The sequence below is a fragment of the Caballeronia sordidicola genome (assembly GCF_001544455.2).
Taxonomy (GTDB): domain Bacteria; phylum Pseudomonadota; class Gammaproteobacteria; order Burkholderiales; family Burkholderiaceae; genus Caballeronia; species Caballeronia sordidicola.
Genome location: NZ_FCOC02000035.1, coordinates 14214 through 37210, shown reverse-complemented (window position 1 = coordinate 37210; position 22997 = coordinate 14214). Strand labels below are relative to the sequence as shown.

20 protein-coding genes, 4 pseudogenes and 1 other annotated feature are annotated in these 22997 nt (G+C 58.6%); of the genes and pseudogenes, 11 read left to right on the top strand and 13 right to left on the bottom strand.

The annotated features are described in order from the left end of the window. The coding region (locus AWB64_RS29630) for a DUF2382 domain-containing protein (RefSeq protein WP_157766730.1) at positions 1 to 299 on the bottom strand (299 nt) is incomplete at its 3' end. Between the two features lie 195 nt (positions 300 to 494). Here AWB64_RS29630 and AWB64_RS29625 point away from each other — a divergent pair. Next, positions 495 to 947, top strand: a complete 453-nt coding sequence (locus AWB64_RS29625) for a LysR substrate-binding domain-containing protein (RefSeq protein ID WP_060858981.1) — start codon at positions 495 to 497, stop codon at positions 945 to 947. A gap of 30 nt (positions 948 to 977) precedes the next feature. After that, positions 978 to 1092 (bottom strand) — a sequence feature (AL1L pseudoknot). Here AWB64_RS29625 and AWB64_RS31800 read toward each other — a convergent pair. Continuing rightward, positions 978 to 1287, bottom strand: a pseudogene (locus tag AWB64_RS31800) (IS3 family transposase); the annotation flags it as partial. (Overlaps the previous feature by 115 nt.) A 180-nt stretch (positions 1288 to 1467) precedes the next feature. Here AWB64_RS31800 and AWB64_RS29615 point away from each other — a divergent pair. Both AWB64_RS29615 and dmeF read left to right on the top strand, forming a co-directional pair. Next, positions 1468 to 1743 carry a metal/formaldehyde-sensitive transcriptional repressor gene (locus AWB64_RS29615; protein ID WP_060858980.1) on the top strand — a complete coding sequence of 92 codons (276 nt, stop codon included), beginning with the start codon at positions 1468 to 1470 and terminating at the stop codon, positions 1741 to 1743. Positions 1744 to 1751: 8 nt separating this feature from the next. Further along, the gene (gene dmeF, locus AWB64_RS29610; protein ID WP_060858979.1) at positions 1752 to 3029 is read left to right on the top strand and encodes a CDF family Co(II)/Ni(II) efflux transporter DmeF; all 1278 of its coding nucleotides are present in this window, start codon (positions 1752 to 1754) and stop codon (positions 3027 to 3029) included. Positions 3030 to 3278: 249 nt separating this feature from the next. Here the strand turns inward: dmeF and AWB64_RS29605 are convergent, their stop codons facing one another. Then, positions 3279 to 5249 carry a TonB-dependent receptor gene (locus tag AWB64_RS29605; protein ID WP_244164252.1) on the bottom strand — a complete coding sequence of 657 codons (1971 nt, stop codon included), beginning with the start codon at positions 5247 to 5249 and terminating at the stop codon, positions 3279 to 3281. 241 nt (positions 5250 to 5490) lie between these two features. Between AWB64_RS29605 and AWB64_RS32785 the strand changes: the two genes are divergently transcribed. The 5 genes and pseudogenes from AWB64_RS32785 to AWB64_RS32455 form a co-directional block, all read left to right on the top strand. After that, positions 5491 to 6123 carry a Fur family transcriptional regulator gene (locus tag AWB64_RS32785; RefSeq protein ID WP_082850683.1) on the top strand — a complete coding sequence of 211 codons (633 nt, stop codon included), beginning with the start codon at positions 5491 to 5493 and terminating at the stop codon, positions 6121 to 6123. A gap of 729 nt (positions 6124 to 6852) precedes the next feature. Next, positions 6853 to 7659 carry a DUF1007 family protein gene (locus tag AWB64_RS32460; RefSeq protein WP_082850682.1) on the top strand — a complete coding sequence of 269 codons (807 nt, stop codon included), beginning with the start codon at positions 6853 to 6855 and terminating at the stop codon, positions 7657 to 7659. A gap of 200 nt (positions 7660 to 7859) precedes the next feature. Then, positions 7860 to 8813, top strand: coding sequence for a nickel/cobalt transporter (locus AWB64_RS29595; RefSeq protein WP_167353951.1), 954 nt, complete (start codon positions 7860 to 7862; stop codon positions 8811 to 8813). A gap of 55 nt (positions 8814 to 8868) precedes the next feature. Next, positions 8869 to 11256: a PIG-L family deacetylase gene (locus AWB64_RS29590; RefSeq protein WP_060858982.1), complete on the top strand. Its 2388-nt coding sequence runs from the start codon at positions 8869 to 8871 to the stop codon at positions 11254 to 11256. A 793-nt stretch (positions 11257 to 12049) separates the two neighbouring features. Continuing rightward, positions 12050 to 12229: pseudogene (locus tag AWB64_RS32455) on the top strand (CsbD family protein); the annotation flags it as partial. Positions 12230 to 12634: 405 nt separating this feature from the next. Here AWB64_RS32455 and AWB64_RS29580 read toward each other — a convergent pair. Further along, positions 12635 to 13458: pseudogene (locus tag AWB64_RS29580) on the bottom strand (IS110 family RNA-guided transposase); the annotation flags it as partial. A 642-nt stretch (positions 13459 to 14100) separates the two neighbouring features. Here AWB64_RS29580 and AWB64_RS31795 point away from each other — a divergent pair. After that, positions 14101 to 14547, top strand: coding sequence for a hypothetical protein (locus AWB64_RS31795; RefSeq protein ID WP_157766729.1), 447 nt, complete (start codon positions 14101 to 14103; stop codon positions 14545 to 14547). A gap of 44 nt (positions 14548 to 14591) precedes the next feature. Here the strand turns inward: AWB64_RS31795 and AWB64_RS29575 are convergent, their stop codons facing one another. Both AWB64_RS29575 and AWB64_RS29570 read right to left on the bottom strand, forming a co-directional pair. Further along, positions 14592 to 15617 carry a WD40 domain-containing protein gene (locus AWB64_RS29575; protein ID WP_060858976.1) on the bottom strand — a complete coding sequence of 342 codons (1026 nt, stop codon included), beginning with the start codon at positions 15615 to 15617 and terminating at the stop codon, positions 14592 to 14594. Then, complete coding sequence (locus tag AWB64_RS29570) at positions 15614 to 16963, bottom strand: CobW family GTP-binding protein (RefSeq protein ID WP_060858975.1); 1350 nt, start codon at positions 16961 to 16963, stop codon at positions 15614 to 15616. Before AWB64_RS29570 ends, AWB64_RS29575 begins: the two co-directional genes overlap by 4 nt. Before the next feature lie 425 nt (positions 16964 to 17388). Here AWB64_RS29570 and AWB64_RS32115 point away from each other — a divergent pair, with 425 nt between their 5' ends. Then, complete coding sequence (locus AWB64_RS32115) at positions 17389 to 17739, top strand: ArsR/SmtB family transcription factor (RefSeq protein ID WP_075643375.1); 351 nt, start codon at positions 17389 to 17391, stop codon at positions 17737 to 17739. Between the two features lie 14 nt (positions 17740 to 17753). Further along, positions 17754 to 17999: a hypothetical protein gene (locus AWB64_RS32110; protein WP_244164250.1), complete on the top strand. Its 246-nt coding sequence runs from the start codon at positions 17754 to 17756 to the stop codon at positions 17997 to 17999. Positions 18000 to 18158: 159 nt separating this feature from the next. Here AWB64_RS32110 and AWB64_RS31215 read toward each other — a convergent pair. From AWB64_RS31215 to AWB64_RS29540, 7 genes and pseudogenes are all read right to left on the bottom strand, one after another. Beyond that, a pseudogene (locus AWB64_RS31215) lies at positions 18159 to 18281 on the bottom strand (integrase core domain-containing protein); the annotation flags it as partial. Between the two features lie 16 nt (positions 18282 to 18297). After that, positions 18298 to 18477 carry an integrase core domain-containing protein gene (locus AWB64_RS31210; protein ID WP_374728660.1) on the bottom strand — a complete coding sequence of 60 codons (180 nt, stop codon included), beginning with the start codon at positions 18475 to 18477 and terminating at the stop codon, positions 18298 to 18300. Between the two features lie 12 nt (positions 18478 to 18489). Next, positions 18490 to 19707, bottom strand: a complete 1218-nt coding sequence (andAa, locus tag AWB64_RS29560; protein ID WP_060858973.1) for an anthranilate 1,2-dioxygenase system ferredoxin--NAD(+) reductase — start codon at positions 19705 to 19707, stop codon at positions 18490 to 18492. After that, positions 19697 to 20020 (bottom strand): anthranilate 1,2-dioxygenase ferredoxin subunit AndAb, encoded by a 324-nt coding sequence (gene andAb / locus AWB64_RS29555; RefSeq protein WP_060858972.1) that lies wholly within the window; start codon positions 20018 to 20020, stop codon positions 19697 to 19699. The genes andAa and andAb overlap by 11 nt, the downstream gene beginning before the upstream one ends. 10 nt (positions 20021 to 20030) lie before the next feature. Beyond that, a complete protein-coding gene (gene andAd / locus AWB64_RS29550) occupies positions 20031 to 20504 on the bottom strand; it encodes an anthranilate 1,2-dioxygenase small subunit AndAd (protein ID WP_060858971.1) in 474 nt (157 codons plus the stop codon). Between the two features lie 15 nt (positions 20505 to 20519). Then, positions 20520 to 21788, bottom strand: coding sequence for an anthranilate 1,2-dioxygenase large subunit AndAc (andAc, locus tag AWB64_RS29545; protein WP_060858970.1), 1269 nt, complete (start codon positions 21786 to 21788; stop codon positions 20520 to 20522). Positions 21789 to 21883: 95 nt separating this feature from the next. Continuing rightward, positions 21884 to 22996, bottom strand: coding sequence for a succinylglutamate desuccinylase/aspartoacylase family protein (locus tag AWB64_RS29540; RefSeq protein ID WP_060858969.1), 1113 nt, complete (start codon positions 22994 to 22996; stop codon positions 21884 to 21886). Between the last annotated feature and the right edge of the window lies 1 nt (position 22997).

Sequence of the window (22997 nt, the reverse complement as noted above, 5' to 3'; positions counted from 1 at the left end):
GGCACCACCAACGTGTCACCTTCCTGTCGGGGAGCGAACTCCGCGTCCACGAACCGATACACGGGCAGGCGTTCGACATGGACCGTCTTTTTATGCAATACGACCGGCACGTCTTCGAGCGACTTTCGTGTGACGGTTCGCACACGTACAGCGCCAACTTCACGCTCTTGAATCGATACCTTTAGACGCTCTTCGGTGACACTCAGTCGCCCGCAGACTTCGCCTGTGCCCGACGGCAAAGGCTCGGCGGTCTGCGATGCTGAATTTGGCGGCAAACTCGACTCGTCAAAAAGGTCCATAGAACGCCTGGTATGAGTGTTGGCTATCGAGAGCCAGTAGTAAGCAGACGCTGAATCTCTCTCGGCGAATATTTAAGAAGCGCAGAAGCCGCCTCGGGGAGGCAGTGCGCTGCTAGATCACATGTTGCAACCGCTGTTCCCGGTCGATTGTTCTTGACTGAACTAGTTTGACCACCGAAATATTGCCGAATTGAAATGAATGAAGCGGTGCGTTGTCACGTCGAATTCACGACTGCTGACTCGAACCTTGTGCGCGTGTTCGGGAAAAGCGCGCATCCGCAATCGCAGATCGAAATCGTCGACCGACCGCCGTCGGAGTTGCACCGAATGGTGGAGGAAGGCGACCTAGATGCGACGTTTGGCATCTTCTTCTCCCGGCTTTCGGGCGTCGACCGTGTGCCGCTGTTTCCCATGCAGTTGGTGTCAGTTTCGGCGCTGGAGAATGCCAGGCTAGGCCATTGCACCCGCGGTAACTGGCGTGCGCTGGAGGGTGTGCCGCTGATTACATTGCCGAAAGCCAGCCCTTTTGCAAAGACTCATCGGGGCGACGCTTGCCAAGGAAGAGGTGACCTCTGGAAAGCGCATGGTGGTCGCTCATATGCCGACTGCCATCGCCATGGCACACGCGGGGGCTCGGCGTCGCCGTGATGCCCTCGTTCTGCAAACATTCAGCACCCACGGGGCAATCCACAAGACCTTGCAGAGCCGCTCGATCCCGGCGTCGCGATGCTGGTCAACAAACGTCTTCAGAACTTGAATCGGCGATCAAGCTCCGCCTAGGCGAAAAAACGCGCCGCTACTTTGAGGGTCTCGTTGGCACAGCGCAGTTCCTCGACCTCGCGCTACAGTGCTTTGAGGCGCTCGCGCTCGTCTGTGATCACGCCATCGCGCTCACCGTGGTCGCTCCGTTCGCGCTTGACCCATTCATGCAGCGTCTGCAATGTGCAACCTATCATGGCGCAAGTGACTCGACCGCCGCCCATATCGACAAATGTTAGCTGCGCTGCTCGCGCGCTCCGGATTTCGCGGAAAAACTTCAGTGCGTTCGTATTCATGGCTCCGTTCTTTTAAGAGTTGGGGCTTGCGCAAAAGCCGGGCGGTTCAACTATTTAGTATACTCCCCTAACCTATTTACATATGCTTCTATCCTGTATGCAGGAGATCATTAATGACCCACACGATTCGCGAAAGGCAGAAGCTCCTCAACCGGGTTCGCCGCATCAAGGGCCAAGTGGAAGCCATTGAGCGGGCACTTGAGGACGAGCGCGGCTGCATCCACGTACTGCAGCAGATAACCAGTTGTCGCGGCGCGATGAATGGCCTGTTGGCAGTGGTGATAGAGGACCATATCCGCAAGCACCTCGTCGATTCCGAAACTCATAAGAAGCCGGCAGACAGTGCGGCGGACCAACTTATCGAGGTTGTTCACAGCTATTTCAGGTAAGGTAGACCATGAGTAAGTCCCAGGGCGCCGCATTCAGCGCCGGACACGACCATATCTTTCTGGGTGCGGCGCATGAGCAGAACGAGCGCAGGACATGGGCGGTCATCACCCTGTGTAGCGCGATGATGCTGGCCGAAATCGCAGGCGGCAACATGTTCGGGTCGCTGGCGCTAGTCGCCGACGGTATGCACATGTCGACGCATGCCGGCGCAATGCTGATTGCGGCCCTCGCGTACACCTATGCGCGCAAGCATGTCGCCGATCCCCGCTTCGTGTTCGGCACCGGCAAACTCGGCGACCTCGCGGGATTCACCAGCGCCATCGCGCTTGCGATGGTTGCCGTGATCATCGGGTACGAGGCTATGTTGCGTTTTCTGTCGCCAGTAACGATTCATTTCGAAGAGGCGATCCCCATTGCTGCCGTGGGCCTGATCGTCAACACGGCGAGTGTCTGGCTGTTGGGCGGATACCATCATGGTCACGAACACAATTATGCTCATAGCGCCGGGCACAGTCATGGTAAAGGCGAGCACGCTCGCGAAGACGAGGCGCGGATGATTTTTGCTCCATCCGGCACCCTTACCGTTTCCCTCTTTGAGGACGGCGTGACTTCTGTGTTCCGCATTACACCATCGACAGAGCAGCTACGACTGGACCCATCGGCGGTCTCCGTGACAGCCATATGGCCCGACGGGACGCGTCAGGTATTCGCTTTTGCGGACCATGGTGGCTATTTGCAGTCAAAGGGAGGCATTCCTGAACCGCACGCGTTCAAGGCAATCGTGCGAGTGCCAGAGGGCGAGCACGCGGTCGAATTCGACGAGCACGATGCCGACGTTCCGAATGTGGCGACCCGAGACCACAACATCCGGTCGGCCTACATCCACGTCGTGGCAGACGTCGCGGTCTCCGTGCTGGCAATCATTGGCCTTGTACTTGCGCGCGCGTTCGATTGGCTCTGGATGGATCCGCTCGCGGGCATCCTGGGCGCGCTGGTGATCGCAAACTGGTCATACGGGCTAATACGGGACACCGGTTCGATCCTGCTCGACATGAATCCCGACCGGCGCATGGCGGAGAACGTCCGCCATGCCATCGAGGACCATGGCGACCAGGTGATCGACCTGCATATATGGCGGGTGGGGCCTGGGCACATGAGCGCTGTCGTCTCTGTCGCGACAAGGGAATCACAACGAGATTCACGCTTCTATCATGCGGTGCTCAAGCGCTTTAAGGGACTGTCTCATCTCACTGTAGAGGTGCAACGGCCACGCGAAGCGAACTGACCGCTTACGGTCAGGTCGTTGCGGGCGGGGTGCATGGGTCAAAAGCGAGCCCAAACCGTTTATCGAATGCCTTCGCACACTTGAAAAATTCGAGGGGAGAAAAGGATGAATGAGCGCACGGTGTTAAAGTGAAAGAACACGAATTAACAATCTCTGACAGAGAGCGCCTGCGATAACACCCATGAGTTAGAAGGTGGGTGTGTTCCCAGTGCCGCCCACGTCACGCACATACGAGCATCGGACCAGATGCTAGAACGTCGTGCGCAAGCCCACCATCACGCTCCGGCCGCCTTCAGGCGCAATATCGCGCACGACCGAACTTGCATATCGAATGTCTTGGTTGGTCAAGTTATCGCCGCGAACGTATGCGAGCCAGTTCGTCGTGCCGACATGGAACTTGTATGTCAGAATAAGTCCCAGCTTCGTATAACCGTCCGACGACAGATCGTTTTCGGGAACACGATGTTGCGCCCAGGCGTGGACCATTTCTGCCCGCGCGCCGAACGGCCCATACCCGTAGTCAAGGGCTACAGTCGCGCGCAGCGGAGAGATACGCGGTAGTGGCTCCCCTGTGTCAATATTGCGCGCGTGCGTATAGTCACCGACCAATTCAACGTCAACTTGGTGTGCGCCCTGCTGGAACACGCGCCACTTGCCATCCATTTCCACACCATAGAATTCAGCGCGCACGCCTCGGTAGACGGCTTCATTCAACGCGTCGTTCGTGCCCGGTGCGACGACCCTGTCGTCGTCATCGACCAGACGACCCGTGTTGAATTCGGTCAAGTAGTTTTTGTAGCGGCTGTAGAAAATGCCAACGCTGCCCTTGTTGGGCCCGCTCGCGAAGCGCAACGACAGATCGGTTGAGATGGCTTTTTCCTTCTGTGCGTCCGGATTGCCAATTAGGTACTGACCGGTCGCGTCATGCGGACCATTTGCGTACAACTCATACAACGCTGGCGCGCGTTCCGAGTAGGCCACGTTACCCGCCACAGCCCAGGCCGGGCTCAGCTTGTATAGCGCACCCAGCGACAGATTGACGGCGTTGAAGTCACGGTCTGGCGACCCGACGAACTTCTCATTACCCACCACCGTCGGCTCCTGCTTGACGTGTTCATAACGCGCGCCTGCACTCAGCTTTAAAGCGTCGGTCACCGCCCACTCTTCAAGACCAAAGAGCGCGACGTTGGTCGTTTGCGTCGTGGGCACGAGCGCTTCGTCGCCCAACGCGGAGAACGTATTCTGACTGATCTGTACCCCAATCGCGCCTTCGAGCGGCCCGATCTTCTTATGCCGCGCTTCGACGCGAGCTTCGTAGCCATGGTTACGGAACGTGGTGCTGGCCTCACCGTTGTCGATTTCTTTATGCTCGTAGTCGGTGTAACCAAAATCGAACTTCAATTCCGAAAACGGTCCTTGCAGATTTCGTACTTCAGAGGCGAAGGCCACATGATCCTGGTGCATGCGCAGGCGCACGTCATCCTCGGCGACCGAACCGTAGTTCGCTTCATATCCATTGTAGGACAGACCCGCATAACCATCTGCCCAGGTGTACGAAGTTCCCACCGCGCCGCCATGCCAACGGCCGTCGCTGTTTGGAAGGCTGCCGTACGCCTCGTCAGCGTCAGGGCCATCGAACGCCCGCTGGCGATCCGAATGCGCGAAACCCGGGATGCGCTCCTTGTTGGTTTCGCGATCAAATGCATCCACATGGAACGCAAATTGGCCGTTGCCGCCCTCCACTTGCGCCGCACCTGCGCGCGCGTTATTGGCCCCGCCGTAGCTAGCGTCGACCGCTCCTGTCACCCCCTTGATCGGCTCACGCGGAATGCGATTATCGATGGTATTGACGACACCACCGATCGCATTACCTCCGTAAAGCAGAGCCGCCGGCCCACGAATGATTTCAACACGTTCAATGCTCAGCGACTCTTGCGGGACGGCATGATCGTAAGACAGCGATGACGCATCCCACGCGGCGACGCCGTTCTGCAACAACCGGATGCGATCGCCATCCATGCCGCGGATGATCGGGCGTCCTACCATCGGACCGTAGGTCGTGGTCGACACGCCGGGCAGGCCATTAAGCGTTTCGCCGAGTGAGTTCGCCTGACGCCGCGTGAGCGCATCGCCATACAGCGCCGTGGCTGGAGCAATCAAATCGGCGTCGCCCAGCGGATTACCCGTCACGAAAACCGGTGCTAACGCGCCGCCTGGCATTGAGGCGGGGCTCGAGACGACATCTGCATGTCGGGACTGCGCATGCGCGAAAGCAGCCAGCAGGGCCAGAGAGAGCGGAGACAGGCGACGGGCGTGCGGCCCGTAAGTGCTTCGAAGATTCCGTATCACGGTGGTTTGGAGTTGATAAACGTGAAAGAACCGACCGGCTCAGTAATTGACGTAATGTTATGTCATTACATCAAACAGTAAACCTAACACTGTTATCTATCGGTCGGCAGCTATGTCGAAAGCCCGAAAGGCACGGCTTACATGTGCCTTCAATAATTACGCAGGCGTTCAACGATTACGTTATGCTATAACATTACTTACTTTCGGTAAAGTTGATATGGCAAATGAAAGGGTAGATCCATCGACAACGGAGCTGCCGAGTTGCCCGACGCTTGCTTTGCTCAAGGCGCGCTGCGAGGCCAATGGACAACGGCTAACGCCTTTACGTGAGCAGGTCCTTGCCCTACTTTTTCAGCGCGGGGGGCGTGCGACCGCCTATCAACTAATCGACGCGCTGCCATCATTGGGCCGACGGGCTACTCCACCATCGGTCTATCGTTCATTGGAGTTTCTAATCGAAGTTGGCGTCGTAAAGCGCCTCTTCTCGACCAACACCTTTGTCATGTGCGACGACGCCACCATTGATGAACATGCGATTTTTCTAGTGTGTACGAGATGCAGCTCGACTGTCGCCTTGGAAGACCAATCACTAGCGCGCGCAATCAGCCAAGCGGCCGAATCAGCTAGCTACGGCGTGGCTGGTCAGCAGACTGAAGTGAAGGGAATTTGCTGCAGGTGTCTACATGCACCCCAGCGCCAAGCTTCCACCGCGCAACCATCCAGATTGGATAAGACCGTTAAATGACAATACGATACCCGCGCAGCATCCCGCCACGTTGGCCGTCGCAAAATAAGGGTGGATACATGCAGTCGAGGCAGCCGAATGTTGACCGACCGTTATTCTGGGGACCCGCATCACCGCGGAAAATCGCTGCCCGCTCTGCTGAGCTGCAAAACGGCCGTTCGAGAGCGTCATGGGAATGACGTAGCAGAATGTGGAGTGTAATCGGCGCGCGTTGAGGTAGTGCAGTTATTTGATGAAGAAGCGTGACGCCCGCCGAGGGCAGCACAAAACACAATTTGCGGGAACTGGTCGGATGCACTTGCTCGATCTGCGACCGCGGTCTCGCTTCGATCATGTTCGCTGCGCACCCATTCAATGACGTCGCTACGTTCGGCGTGGTTTAATTGCGGGACCGTACGCATCGAGCTCCGCGGGATTGATCGTAAGGCCGAAAGTAAGACGTCGTCTTGACGCTATACGCGGATAATTTAATCTCTACCAAAAGTCCATTGACGCCCGTGTCGTGCCAATCAGGAACCGCCTCGTTTCACGATCAAGCCGCGCCAAACCGCTTTAACAAGTTAAAGCACATTGTGCGTCCGCGAACGATGTGCATCCGATATTGCGATAAAAATGAATAAGTCATTGGCACGTCGTGTCGCAAGGCAATTTAGAAGACCAAGGTTTTTTGATAGCGAAATGCCAAGGCCAGATGCCGACGCCTTACATGCTGGGCGTTAGAAAAGCACCATGTTAAAAACGGGCTTCTATTGGAGGTTGGTCGCGACGGGGGGCGACATGCAGATGAGTTTTCTGACACGAACCGGGCTTGACGTTCCTTACGTGACACTGCGTCCTGCATGGACCGCAGGGGCGCAACCGCAAGCCAGGACCAAAGCTTCATCGCGCTTGCGGACTTCAGCAAGCCCTCTAGGCGGATTCGTACTTGCTCTTGTGCGTTGGTTACAGGACTATCTATTGTACGCATGTTGCGCGCTTCCGCTTGCTGCCATTCCCTCCCTGAGCCAGGCGCATCCGCATGTGTGGATCAATTATTCGATCGTCGCCCAGACCGAGGGCACGCAGTTGGTCGCCATGCAGCAAACGTGGACTTTTTCGAAAGGCTTCCCGTTTTCGTTGGTTGGTGATTTTTCTGGCATGCCCAGCTCCGGACCCCTCAACGCCAACTACACAGCGACCTTCAAGGCACAGGCGTTCTCATCGCTCAAGAGCTCGGATTACTTCTCCCATGTTTTTGTCGATGGCAAGCCGAGCGTCGTGGGGGAGGCGCGCAACTTCAGTGTCTGCATCGAGCAAGGCCATGTTGTTTATCGCTTTCTTTTGCCGCTGTTAAAACCTGTGGACTTCAAGCGCGAGCGCGTGACACTCGGCGTCTGGGATGATACTTTTTTCGTCGATTTTGAAGGCGCAACGCAGCCCGTGGTGACATTTGGCATGGGCTCGTCAAGTAAATGCAAGGCGGCCGCGTTCGAAGATCATGATCATCCTATTTTCGGCGGGACTGTATTTCCCCAAGCGAGCAAACTATCGTGCTGACTAGCGTGCGTAACCGGTGCGGCGGCGGACATCAATGGATGAGAGGTTTGTACCTGGCCACAATCATCGCTTTTGCGACGCACGACGCCGTTGCTCAACCCGCTCAACCAAGGCAAACCACGGATGTCTTCGGCCGTACGCCGAGCGGTGCGCCGAGCGCCGCGAACACGGTTAACGCGCCTCGCCCTGCGCCGTCTTCTATGCCCGCGATTGTTCGCTATGCTGTGATCGCCAGCATCCGTCAGCAAAGTAGGCTCAACGAAAAATTGCAGGAAACCCTCGCAGACCGGCGCGATGGGTCTAGCCGGTTCGCCACTTGGATCATCGTGCTGTGCTCGTTCGCGTACGGGGTATTGCATGCGTTTGGACCCGGGCACGGCAAACTCGTAGTCAGCGCGTATCTGGCGTCGCGCCGAACCCGTTTCATCGACGCCGCATTGCTTAGTGGATGGGGCGCGTTGGTGCAGTCCTTGTCCGCGATCGTTCTCGTGGGCGGCGCGACATGGCTCTCGCGCGAAGGGTTACAGAATGTGTTGACGCGAGCGTCGAGGCTCGAATTGGGCAGCTACATCGCGTTGCTCGGCGTGGGCATCTGGTCGTTATGGGCCATTGCGACGCGACGCGATTGTTGCGACACGAATCGCGTGGCGCTCGTCCCGAAGAAGCGCCTGAGTTTATTTAAAAGCGAAAGCGCTTATAAAGATGAAGACGAAGCTGCCTGCGCTGGCCTGTATCTCGGCTCAACAGTCTCTCATGGGCGCTCACGTTCAAGTTCACGCTGGTTTGCAACCAGCGTCGAACCCGGAACTTCCCAGGCGCGCGACCGGATATTTCTGACGGGTATCGCCGTTGGTATCCGTCCGTGCGTAGGCGCGATCTTTGTATTGATTGCAGCTTCTGCCAACCATGTATTTATGGTCGGGGTACTTGCATCCCTGACGATGGGTGCAGGTGTCGCATGCACAGTGCTGTCGATCGGGATGACGAGTTTATCCGTGAACCGGATGGTGTCGAATGCGGCCGTCCTGAGGGGACACAAAGTCGGACGGATTCGTTTTGGCCTAGCGCTTGCCGGCGCCATCTTCATTACAGCGTTCGCGGCATGGCAAGTCTTTGCGCTCGTGTCAGGAACGCAGGCCGCGTCGCTTGCTTGAGCGCTCAATCGGGCTGCCGCCTCACATGCCAAAAAAAATTTTATACGAGGACGCCATGCGAACATGCCGTGGGATACGGGCATCGGGTGCTGCGTTGTTGCTGCTGATCATCGGAATGGGCGCATTGTTCGCCCCAGTCAGCGCACGTGCGGCCGATTGTCATGTTGGCACGCTTGTCACCGTTGTTGCGCACCTTGACGACGACCTGCTTTTCGTCAATCCGGGCATCAGCGACAAACTACAGGCTGGCTGGTGTGTCACGACCGTTCACCTGATCGGAGGTGCTAACGGCGCCAATTTCGACTACGTGAAATTGCGGGAGAAAGGCACGCGCCTCGCCTATGCACGCATGGCTGGCGTAGCGGACGAGTGGATAGAATTGACTGTCATGTTCGCTGGCAAGCCCGTACACAAGATGGTGCTGAAACAACAGCCGAAGGTAACTCTGTTGGAGCTGCGGATGCCGGGTGGTGCGGTACGCGGTGGCAAGGTGCCGCTGGGCCTGATGTGGGATCAAGGAGAGACTATCAACACCTATCCCATCAATAATGACGGTTCCAATGTCACGCACTATGACCGCACGGAGACCGTCGCCACGCTTAGACAGATCCTTGCCCAGGCGACCGAAATCTATACGCTCAACCCGGATACCGTGCCGTTCATCGAACATCCCGATCACATCTATGCTGCGCGCATCACGCGCGTGGTCGCCCAAGGCCTCAACCGCAATATTCCGATTGGTTATCACGTGACCTACCCCACCAGCGCCATGCCGAAGAACCTGAGCGCCGGCGAGACCCAAATGAAGCGCGATGACGTGGCGTCCTACTTTGCTATCGACGGCGCTGACAATGGCGAGCACGTATTTGGCGAATATCAGTGGGACGGTAACTGGGTCGCGCGTCGGTATTGGACCGAGTCGAGTTCGAGCTTGACTGGCCTGGAATTCCGGCCGCGCTCAAGCAACCTCGTCAACGAGTATTCGAGTCAGTGCGTAACGTCGGCTGGCGTGAACGGCAAGCCGACACTCGCCGGGTGCTCGGGTGCAAAGACACAGGACTGGCACTGGCAACCGGTTCCGGCCATGCCTGGCACGAAGAATAATTCACAGCTCGTCGATGAGTCCACCCAGCAGTGCGTAGCCGAGCGTAGTGGCGAACTGATTGAAGAGCGATGCAATAAGGACGAAGCCGCTCAGAAATGGACGCCATGGGATTTCGGCCTTGTTTACACCCCGCTCGGTCACTGCCTCGCGGCGCATAACGGTGCATTGTCGGCGGGGCAATGCTCGTTGCTGACCGCGGAATCCCGATGGGCGCCCACGCCGCATTCGCAATGGACTGATCTGCGCGAGAACGCCGCGATGTACGGCAACGTTCGGGGGACCGTGGATGGCGAGAAACCAGTCAGTACGGTTTATGTCCAGCGTCGACGGGACGGCCCGGGCTTTAACGTGTGGGTTGCAGGCATGTCGCGTTTACCGACCGCCGCGCCATGGTATCTGAACGCGGTGCCATTCAACGCCCATGCTGGCACCCCGACCTGCGGCGGAGACACGCTCTGCTTTGACAGCGTGCGGTTCCTGCTAGGTGACTTCGAGGGCACGGGTCGCGACGACCTGATGGTGATTGCGCCAAGGAACGGCGGCACGGCCTTCTGGTTGTTGCGCAGCACTGGAACACGGTTCGAGGCGCCGCGCCTCTGGTACCAGACGTCCGCAGCGTTAAGTCCGGCCGACGCACAGCAATATGTAGCCGGAGACTTTGATGGCAGCGGCCGTGCCAGCATCATGATCGCGCAAAAGCGCTCCGATGCCACACTTGATCTTTGGGTCATCGCGGGCGCGGCTCTGGCGGGACATGCACCCGCACTATGGATGAAATCGGGGCTTAGCGCGAATGCGCGCTTCCTGCCTGCTCACGTGGCCGGTTCGCCGCACACAGGTCTGATTGCGCTCGAAAACGTAAATTCGGCGATGGCCGTGACACAGCTTGCCAGTTCGGGACGTGCGTTTGCTGGCCGCTTTCGCGGCAACACGTATGCCGAGTTCGCACCTGCTTTCGCGAAGGTGGTTGCGGGCGATGTCGATGGTGACGGCTTGGATGATCTCGTCGTGCTTCAGCCACGCGGCGATGGCCCTGATATCACTGTTTGGCGGATGAAGGGGGGTTCCGCGTTCGGCAATGCGGTCAAGGTCGGCGCTATTCATGAATCGTCTTATGCCGACGCCGTCCCTGCGCTCGTGCAGTGCAATCACGGTGAAAGACTAATGCTATTCAAGCGCGCGAACGCGAAACTTGGTGGATTCTATTTCACCGGAGGCGCACCCAGCCTTATTGGCTATGATCTTGATACAGCCTACAAGATTGGGCCAGCGCAAATCTGGGGCGATCTGCCCGGATTATTTTCAGAAGCGCTTTGGATTAACACGCTGTCGCAATAAGCAGCGGCGCCAGCCCGCACCGTGGACCGGCCGGAGCTTGAACGAGTCGGTTATTGACCGGTTAGGGCTTGCGAGAAGGTAGTTGGCGGGTCGACCCCGGTGCCAGTTCCTGGATTAACGGTCTGCGTGAATCGTATCTAGCTTACCTCATGAGCCACTGTGCATGGCCGCCGTTTTCATGTATCGCCAAAGCTGCTTCAACACATCGTGCATGCGCTTACTACGGGCGCATGGAACTCACCAAGACGTCAAATCGGGTCATTGGCACCCTAAAGTACCGCGACAGGACATACACCGGACCGATCATCCGCAGCCCGGGCCGCTTCCCCGCTCAATGGCCTGACCTCGGTATCGCCAATTACCGGGAAATGACCGATGGGCTCATCCAAAAAGGGAGGCGCCAAACGCGGGTGCGTCATCATCAGCAATCGGGGCCAGCGCTGTCACAACCGTCGACGGCGGCAAACCGCGAACCGCGGATCAAAGCGAGCTAGGCTTTCGTCGCCACCGGCGCTGAGGTCTTCACCGAGTCGATAGCACGGATTGTGGCGCTGGCCTGCTGAGTCGGCGGTACCTATCGACACAAGACACTGGGCAGTGAGGCTAATACCGCCCCTATAGTGGATCGATCGCCTATTAATTGACAACGCCTTCCCAATGTCTCCACTGATATGGATTGTAGTGCCACTTGAGAAGGTTTTTTTTGTCCCCTGTGTCCGATTCGTCGAGATCGCTTTTTGCACCATTGTCTTCGCTGCTGAATTCAGGCACATAACCGAATTGGCGGTTTGCTATGAATAAGGACCAAATGAAAGGTACTGCTGAGAAGGTGAAGGGTAAGGTCAACGAGGCCGTGGGCAACGCCACGGACGATCCAAGCAAGAAGGCGAAAGGCCAGCTACAACAAGGTGACGGCGAAGCGCAAAAGCAGCACAGCGGCCTGAAGGAAGACGTAAAAGACGAACAGAAGCGCGCGGTAAGCAGATCTCGTTCGCAGAAAATGTCCGGACTACCCGGCGTTTTTATGACTCGTCCGCGTCGCGCGTGCAGACCTGTAGCCACCAGTAGCCGTGGTCGAGCCTGCCAAGGTTAATCTATGGTCACCCCCATTTTTGCAACACTGATCTCGATTGTGATGGCTAGCGCAAATCTATCCGGCGTCGCTATGAGGATAACTCCTCGCGCCACGATGAGAATCGCGCCTGGCGGTGCTGATAACAGGGGCAGCTTCGAGAGCTCGTTAACCTTACAGCGTGTCCGTCAGGCCGGTGTGCCGTTCACGTCATCGATAGTCAGCGGTCGCACCAGGTGGGTTAGGTTTGTTAATAAGGCGCGTTAGCACCCGTCAGGCGGCGGTAACAGCCGTCCTTCGCTCGAATAGGTGGCGAATGTTCTGGTCGCCTCTCTTGGAAATTCCAAGCAGGTTTGATTTGCCACCCGTACTATATTGCCTTGGTACGAGCCCCACTGCAGCGGCGAAATCACGACTGCATCGATACTGCGTGCCATCGCCGAGTTCTGAGGCGAGCAGACTTGCCGTGATGGATCCGACGCCGGGAATGGTTAGGAGGCGCTGTCCTAGGGCGCCCGCGGCAAGCTGCCGTTCAAGTTCCTTCTCGATATCGCTGATCTGCGCGGTAAGGTACTTGAAATGGTCGTGCAATCGCTAAGGATGGCGATAAGCCGTGGCAGTAACTGGTGTTCGGCCAGTACGACAGGAAGGTGCTTCACGACGCTATGGCCTACGAGCAAGCTGATGCCAAATTCGAGCAGGAATCCATGCATCTGATTTGTCGTACGTACCCGATCGCGAACAGGGCCCGTCGGATCCGGTGCAGCGCCGACAGGATCTGCTGCGACTCGTTCTTGGGCGTGACGAACCGCATCGAAGGCCGTGATGCAGCCTCGCAGATCGCCTCAGCGTCGACGAAGTCGTTCTTGTTGCTCTTCACGAATGGACGCACGAATTGTGGCGAGATCAGCTTGACGAAGTGTCTATACTCGCCGAGCTTACGTGCCAACCAATGCGCCCCGGCACAGGCTTCCATCGCGACCGTGAAGGCGTGGAAACGTTGCGAAGAATTCGACGAGCTGCTTGCGTGAAACCTTCCTACGAAACACTGCCCTGCCAGCCTTGTCCTGGCCATGCAGATGGAAAGAATGCTTGCCCAGATCAATTCCTACCAACGTGACGTTCTGCATGACAATGGCCTCCGAAGGAAATTCCAGGCAGCTTACTCGCTGCGAGGCGGGCGTGACCATCCCATTACACGTAAATAGGAATGATCCTCGTCATCTTCGCGGTTAATCTTAAGCAGACTTTTATCTACTTTCTAAATCGCTTAAATGCAAACGGGTATATGTGCAAAACGAGAACTGGCTGTTGTCGGGACCGACAGCAGCCAGTTTGCTTTCTAGAACTTCCCCATTGGCTTCCACGCCGGTAAATTGCCCCGCTCGAGTGCTGGGCCTTTTCGATGGTGCGTATTAGTATCGTCCGCAAAAATAACAGGCTGCCCGTCAGGTTTGTTCAACGAAAACGCGGCGTATACATTTAGCAACACCTGTAACGAAAAGTAAGTGCAACGTGCGGTAGCTCACACAGCGCCCACGTCATTGGCAGCTACTATGCATCTGCTGACCGAAAACAAACGCCCAACAATAAAACCAATATCCAGAGGCAGAAGGTCAGTTACGAGAAAAATACCAGCAGGGCGGTAACGGGGGTTCCCACCTTGGTTTGAAGGCCCGACTTTGTCGGGCCTTTTTCTATGCAGCGAGCGCCATCGCCACTAATGCTCGATCTCTGCTCGGATCGCTGAACTGAACGCGAAGTTATTGATCGTGTCACAAATCATCAGCGACTTCCGTGCACGCATTGATCGCCACACCGAGCAAGCACTGCTCTCCCGGCCCACCCGATCGGTATCCGGCGCCATTCTTTCTTCGGTGCGCGCGATCCACACGTTGGTCCCATTCCCGCCCTTTCGGATGATGCATCGTCGGGAACATCAGATCGCTGGAGTCGCCTGGTTATTTCCTGCGGCAAAAAACATCAACCGCTCGGCAAACATCCCCGAAAGTCACGAGAATATCTCGGACATCGCGCGAACCGCCTGCTCTTTCTCCGCGTGCTTCACCATCCACACGCTGGCTCCAGAGAGCGTCAACGAGCAAACTTTCGCCACGTTCTCTGCCAAGCCCGATCGGACCGGATTGGCTCGACTGCGCTGCCGAAGTTTAGCTCTTATCGTATGCAAAGCGCACAATTGCATGCCGAAGGTTGATTGAACGACGGGGCGGAACGAGCCTCCCGGTCTGTTGCTACGGTCGCTTCATTCTGCCGTAGGCACGGAGCAGATGCGTATCCCGCCCTGGGCATCGCCCAGCGCCAGCAAGGCATCACCTGGCTGCCAGGCCAAGGCGCTGATCGCCGGTTCGCCGGTCAGACCGCCCAGTAGCATGCGCGCTCTTGCGTCATAGACGAAAACCTGGCCGTCCTCGCCGCCGCTGGCGACGCGCCCGTCGCCGTGACTGAAGGCGATAGCGCTGATCGGTGCCTGATGTACGGACTGATAGTCGGGCTCCGTATTTTTCGGGCCGGCTCCGGCACAGTCCCAGATGATCAGCTCTTCGCCACCGCCGGTTGCGAAATAGCGGCTGTCCGCACTCCACGCCGTATGGCGGACCTTGGTCGGATAGCCACTCATCTGGAAGTCCTCGCCTGTGTTCGCATACCAGAGATGGATGGCGCCTTCCTGGCAGCCTGCCGTGATGATCTGCTCGTCCGGGCTCACCGCCAGGTTCAGCAATGACGCCTTCCACGGATAGCAGCGCACCGGCTCGTCGTGCCCGGGTTGCCAGCGGGCAACCATGCCGTAGCCGGCGGTCAGTAGCTGACCGCCGCGCAGCCACTGAAGGCCCGTGAGCGTGCTGTCGGCCGCCTCGAACGACTGCTGCAGCCGTCCCTCGTCATCCCACAGCTTCAACTCCCGACCCGCGATGCTGGCGAGGACGCCACCGGCCGACCACGCCAGCGTCCCCACCCAGCCGCGGCCCGCCGGCTGCCGTTGCAGTTCGCTGCCCTCGGCCGCCCATAGGCACAGCCGGTTATCCTGTCCTCCGCTCGCCAGCCTCTTCCCATCCGGCGACCATGCCAGGGCGGTGGTGCCCAAACCATGCACCTCCTGTCGCCAGCACAGTCGTCCCTCGCAGGCGTCGTGGACGGCGACAGCGCCATCAGCGGTCGCGACGGCCAGCAGCCGGCCGTCGGGCGACCAGCACAGCCGGTTCACATAGTCGCCCGCAGCGGATGCCCACTGGGCGGCAAGGGCCGGAAGTTCGCGTAACGGACGGTTCATGCGAGACACTGTTGCAGACCTTTGGTGAGCGCTTGCCGGTCGAGGTTGCGGCCGATGAAGACAACTTCGCTTCGCCGGGTTTCTCCGGGCTGCCACGGCCGGTCGGCGTTGACATCGATCAGCATGTGGACGCCCTGAAACACAACTCGGCGCGGCTCGCCGGCGAAGTGAAGGATGCCCTTGGAACGAAAGATGTCCTGCCCCTGCTCGGCCAGTAGAGGCTGCAGCCAGTCGTTGAACCTGCGCTGGGACAGTGCGCCGGTCAACGTGATGCCCACCGACGTGATCTCCTCGTCGTGGGTATGGGCTGCGCTGAACGCGCGCGCAGCCAGCGGCTCCAGCGTCGTTCCGTCACGGCTGAGGTGCAGGTCGAATTCCTCCGGTCCATGTTCCGTGACAAGCGCGTAATCGCCTTCGGCCGGAATCAGCAGGCTCACTGTGGCTGTACCCGATTCGGGCACGCCAAGCGCTACCACCTGGGGGCCGGGCGTCAGTTTGCTGCCGGCCCTGCCACGCTTGCGGTCTCGCGCGAAGGCTGTGTCCGCGTGGCCGATCAAACGCTCGAAAGCTGCATCGTCACTGCCCTGCACCGCGGTCAACAGCGCGCCGATTTCCGGATCCGGTCCTTTGCCATACTGGAGTTCGACGATACCGGGCTTGAGGTGGTAGATGCCTGCCCACTCGAACGGATACTCGGGTTCAAGGAATTGCGGCCGCTCCTGCAGCACGCGCTTGAGGTCAAAACCACCGACGTCCAGCACAGTGGGAATGTCGATTTCCGCATTGATGGTGCGATGGATGCGTGCCAGTGCGTTCATGCTGCGCAGGTGATGTTCGAGTTCATCGAGCTGCGCCGGCTCGACGAGATCACATTTGTTCAGCAGGACCACGTCGGCGAAGGCGATCTGCTCGCGCACCTCGTTGCTGTCCTTCAGGTGTTGCCAGACATGCCTCGCATCCACCACGGTGACGATGCCGTCGAGGCGCAGGGAGGACTGCACCTCATCGTCGACGAAGAAGGTCTGCGACACGGGGCCGGGGTCGGCCATGCCGGTCGTCTCCACGAGGATATGATCGAATTTGTCGCGTCGGCGCATCAGGTTGCCGAGGATGCGGATCAGATCGCCGCGCACCGTACAGCAGATACAGCCGTTGTTCATCTCGAACACTTCCTCGTCGGCATTGATGACGAGGGCATTGTCGATACCGATCTCGCCGAACTCGTTTTCGATGACGGCTACACGCATACCGTGCTGCTTGCTCAGGATATGGTTGAGCAACGTGGTCTTGCCCGAACCGAGAAAGCCGGTCAGCACGGTGACAGGAATGCGGTTATCGGTATTCATGAAAGGACCTCCGAAATAGAGACGGTCGAGCGCTGGCACCAACGCCGGATGAGGAATGCTCTGCTGCTGTTAGTTCGTCTGAACGGCCATTCCGAACAGATCGCCGGTGGTTACAGCAAGGAACCGGGAAGGGTCGCTGGACGTCTCGACAGGGTTGACGCTGAGCACTGCGTTGGACGGTCGTGATGCGCTCAGGATGAAATGTTATATTATTTCATTCAAACCAAGGAAAAGATCGCAAAGCCCTGTCGGCCAGCAGGGTTACGTCATCGGCCGCCCTTCCCAGCGCGGGGTGAGCACGATGGAAACTAACGTCGCCTGAGCCAGTGTGTCCATGAGAAGGAGGCTGCGCGAGAACCTCGCACGGGCGTTGACCAAGGGCCAAGCAGCCTCTATCATTCAATCAACCAATAGAACGATAGATTATGAAACCGGCCTGTACCCATGCTCCGCTGAACCTGCCCGCTTTGGCAATATCCGCCTCCCAGCTGGAGGCAGCCGGCGAAATGTTCCACGCGTTGCGCGACCCAGCACGGCTACGGTTGCTGATCCTGCTGTCTCAAGGTGAGCGCTGCGTGACCGAACTGGTGTATGCCGAACAGGCGAAGCTGGGCAGCATCTCGGCCCGACTGAAGGTGTTGCACGGGGCGCGTCTGGTCAAGCGCCGGCGTGTAGCGAAACATGTCTTCTATGCCCTCTCGGACGACCATGTCCTGACGCTGCTCGACAGCGTCCTGGCGCATGCGGCCGAGCCGACCCAGCCCGCCTCGTCCTGATGGAGAAAAGCACCATGAGCACCTGCAACGAACCTCACCACGCCCATCACGATCACCAGCATGGTCCCGGCTGCGGCCACACGGCGATTCGCCATGAGGGCCATATCGACTACCTGCACGACGGCCACCTGCATCACCCGCACGGCGACCATGTCGATGAACACCAGCTGGAAGTCAACGCCACCAATCTCGATCGCTGCACGCCCGATCACCAATGCGGTGGCCATGAGCCCGGGCACGTGCATGGCCCGGGTTGCTGACACGACGCCGTGCCGCACGGCGATCATGTGGACTATCTTGTCAACGGTCACCTGCATCATCCGCACGGCGATCACTGCGACGACCACGGGCCGGTAGAAACGGTTCGATAGACTCAGGCCCCGTGCCAGTGACCTGCGGCGGGATTTTGTAGCCGGTCGGGCAGTGAGTCGCATGTCGATATTATCGGACTCCAGCCAGGCTCGACGGACCGTGGCCGGAGGCTGGTAACGATGGGCGCTATGCGGGCGCCTCTCGTTGTAGAACTGGCGCCATTGCTCGATTGACCTGCCCCCGGTATTAGTACGAAGCTCCGTTAGAGTCCGAGGTTAATAATTCCTTCGCTTCGTGCGCCTTTGCGAACTGCACTGGCGCCAGGTAGCCAAGCGAGCCGTGAGGCCGCTCGTTGTTGTACTCGATACGCCAATCGTCAATTAAATGCCTGGCGTGGCTCATGGAGACGAACCAGTGCTGGTTCAGGCATTCGGCCTTTCAGAGGAAACTTCTGAGCGAACGAGATGTGTCGCCTAGCGACACGTGATCCAACTGCTTGCCTGATGAAATCAATCGCTTGCAAGCACCTATGTCACGTCCTGCGTTGACGGCTGCAACGGCGGCAAGCGTACCCGAATCGCTTACCGATAACACGACAAACGATCCACTCGCAGGTTCGCCGCGCAAAACGCGCGCATGCCCTTCTTCGAACACACCGAGTGTTTGCACATTGCATTCGTACTGATCCGACCAGAGCCACGGCGTTTCCGCATAGCGCTCGCTCCCGCTGAGCATGTTCGCAGCGGCGATTGCGGGCTGATTCTGCGCCACTTGCCACGACTCGACACGCACATGCCGCCTCAGCATGGGATTGAAATGCGTCGTGACTTCACCGGCAGCGAAAATCGCTGGATCATTGGTTCTGCATTGGTCGTCGACGACGATGCCTCCATTGACATCGAGTCCTGCCGCTTCGGCAAGTTCGACATTTGGCACCACGCCTATCCCTACCACGACGACATCCACCTCTATCGGTCCGCGATCCGTTTCCACCAGCACGCCGCCAACGCCTTGACGAACCGCAAGCGGTTTCGTGTTCATCCGCACATCGACGCCCTTCACACGATGCAAATCGACGATGAATTCCGCGACTTCCCGCGGCATCGATCGCATGAGCAGTGTTGGCGCAGTCTCGATCAACGTCACCTGACAGCCCGCATGAACCGCGGATGCGGCGACCTCCAGTCCGATGAATCCACCCCCCAGAACGGCCACACGCTTACCTCGCGCAAGCGCGGCACGCAGCAGGCGCGCATCCGCGACAGTGCGCACGTAATGCAGCGCTACGCCATCATCGACCGGGCCGGCGAAACGGCGCACGCGCGATCCGGTCGCAAGCAGTAGCCGCTTGTAATCGATGCGCATTCCATCGCTCAGCGTCACACAGGACATTGCACGATCGATCGACTCGACTCGCTTCCCGAGCCGCAACTCGATACGCTGGGCGTCATACCACGCGGCGTCCCGGATGAACGCTCGCTGCTCGCCTTTTTCCGACAGCAGCGCACCTTTCGAGAGTTCGGGCCGGTCATAAGGCAACGCGTACTCCTCGCCGATCATGACGATATGCGCTTGAGCATCCCGATCACGCAGCGTTTCGGCAGCGCGACGCGCGGCGTGCCCTGCACCGACGATCACATAAGACTCACTCGACATGGATCTCGACCTGCCCGTTCACGATTCGCATCGGATAACTGCGCACGGCTTCGGTCACGGGCGCACATTGCGGCGCACCGGTGCGGATATCGAAAAGCCCCTGATGCAAGGGACATTCCACGCAACCGTCCTCAACGAAGCCTTCCGACAAACGTGCGTGGCCATGTGTGCAAAGATCGTGCAGTGCGAATACTTCATCGCCCATGCGGAATACGGCTATGGATTTATCGCCCGCAACAACCGCCGACGGCTCGCCTTCGGTGAAGTCCTCGAGCGTGCCGATGACCTGCCATTCGTTCGTCAACTGATCCATGTGTGCCGCCTCAGATCGGCGTCGCGAGCAAGGTCTGCACGCGCGAGGTGTCGTAGATCACGCGCTTGGACCGATAACGCAGTCCGTCAGCCGTGCGCACTACGCGGTCGAAATACTTGCCCGCCTGATACACGTTCGACTCGCCGTTCGTCCGAGTCTGGATCACCACATAATTGCTTTCCGTTTCGATCACGCCATCTTTTTCATCGATCACGGTCAGACCCGAAGTCATGTGCCGGTAGCTGTGCTCTTCGTAGATGTTCGCGTGTCGCAGCGACACGACGCGATCGCGCAGCATCTTCTGGTTCGTGCAATAGATGATGCCGATGGGCAAACCCATGTCGGCGTTTTCCTTGGGGACGATCTCGTAGGTGCAGTCTTCCGTGAAGAGCGCGGGCCACGCTTCGAGCTTGTCGTTATCGAGCGTGTTGATGTACTGATCCTGCAGCATGTGCAGTTCGAACCACAATGTCATTTGTTCCATGGTGCCGGCCTCGATTCAATAGCCCATCAGCTTCTGATAGCCCACCCAGAACTTGCGGATCAGGCTTTCGGTGATGACGGTGTCCTGCTGGTCCGGATTGCCGCGCGACATCTCGATAACTGAAGTCGCGTCCGCATCACGCACGGTGCCGCGCTGGACGAGTTCGGTCGCCTCGGTGTCTTCCATCGAGATATAGCCGGCCGGGCCCACCAGATTCGCCTGCTTGATGCGAAGCTCGCGCAACTCGGGCGTGTCGTCCGTGTAGCCGAAGAAGTGGAAGATCAGCTCGAAGCTGTTCGGCCCCTTCGGCAGAAGCTGGCGCGCGACCAGCGTGTTGTGAATCTGCTGGATGACGAGTTGCGGGAAAATCGGCTGAATATGGTTCGTCGTGTCTTCTTCGTATTCGGAGACGAGGCCGAGAATCGAATCGTCTTCGAGCGCGAAGCCTTCGTCGAACGAGCGGATGTTCTGTTGCTTGTAGGCGGACGACGTATCTTCGCCCGTCTTCGTCACGGTGATGATGCTGTGCAGTCCATGCGTCGCGTCGGGAATCGAACGCGCCTTCATGCCGACGCGAAAGATATTGAACGTCGTATGGAACAGATGCAGCATGCTCGCGTGGTACGGGTCTTTCACATTCTCGAAATACAGCTTCCAGTTCGACTTCGAGAACTGACGCGTGCAGCCGAGATATTCGATCGGCTTGTGAAAAATGCGATCGATCCACGGACGCATTTCCGCACCGAGGTACTCGGGCAGCGGCGCGACTTCGTCGCTGAAGCTTGCGAACACCAGACCTTTGTAGCTATCCACGCGCAACTGGCGCAGGCTATGGTTCTTCGGATTGAAATCGGCGGGCATGCCGGTCATGCCTTTCTGGCCGCGCCGGAACGGCACGCCGAGCAGATTGCCGCTGTTGTCGAAGCTCCACTGGTGATACACGCACGTATGCGATGTCGCATTGCCGCGCGACTTGCGGCACACGGACGCGCCACGATGCGCGCAGCGGTTCACCCAAGCGGCGAGGCCGCCGTCTTCCAGTCGCGTGACCACCACGGGCGTATCGCCCACGAAGGTGCTCTTGTAGTCGCCCGCATTCGGGATTTCCGCTTCGAGCGCGACGAAATTCCAGGTCGGGCCGCGATAGATGCGCTCCTGCTCGCGGTCGTACACGGCTTGCGAACTGAAGACTTTATAGGGCACGCGCGAGCCGTCGTAATGGGGAAAGCGGACGTCGGAGTCGTTCTGGTCTTTCGGACGGTAGTGTAGTTCAACCGTTTCCACGGGCGCTTCTCCTGCTCTAAAAATAGGTATCGTGATAATGCGCAAAGCGTGTCTCTCAGGAAGACATGCCGCAAGGCATTGCGTGAATCTGCCGCTCAGTCGCGCGCGAAGTCGTTGGCGGCGATCTTGATTACGATGTCGTTGGGCCGCACGAGCCGGTTCGACACTGCGGCGTACAACCTGCCGGGCCGCCTGGCACGAATTTGCGTGCGCGCATGCGCGGGATCGTCCGCGTTGGGATCGACGATCTCTGCAATGACATCGCCCGCCTGCACGTCGGTCCCGAGCGGATACGGATACACGATCACACCGCCGACCGGCGAGCGCATCATCGAGATGGCTTCGTGCGGAGTCTTCTCTCCGGACCACGTTGCGTGCGGATCGAACTCCCCTTCCACGACACCGATACGCGCAAGATGACGGAAGATGGCGTTCGCGTCGCAGCTCGCGAGTTCGTCGGAAACATCGGCTGCACCGCGCATTTCGATTGTCACGCTCACGTTGCCTTGCGGAATCGGATAGCGATCCCCGAGTGTTTGCCGCAGGTCATGCCACGGCTTGCTACACGTACCGTCGAAGAGCGTGGGCGTATCGGTCACGTGCACCAGCCCCGGATCGATCTCGGCGACGAACGGATCAAGCATGGCCTCGCACCAGGGCGCGACCACCATCCCGGCTATCGCCACGAGTTCGGTATGCGAATCCACGACGAAATCGGCGTCGATCGCGAGCTTGAGGAGTTCGGTCTGCATCGACTGCACTTCGGTCGGCGGACGCAAGGCGTCGAGCGTGTCACGCAGCGCCTGGCGAATGGCATCGATGTTGGCGTCGCCGTCCGCGCCGAGCTTGCCTTCCAGACGCGCGTCGAGACCCTTCGACAGATCGGGCCAACCACGGTTATAGTTGCCGCCGCCATCGAGCGCTTCGCGGCCGATCTGATTGCCGAGCACGTTGTCTGACAAACCGATCGGATTGGCAAACGGCACGATCACGAGTTCGCCCTTGAATTTGCCCGCGCGGTCCGCTGCAAGCGCGAGACTCAGCAAATGATGACCGATCAGCAAACCCGGCGTTTCATTGGCATGCAGCGACGCCTGAAAATACGCCTTGGGCCGCGCACCGATATTGCCGATGCGATGAACCTTCAGCGTGCGTTGCGTACCGGGACTGGACGACAGAACCGATACGGTTTCGATCACGTGTGCCATG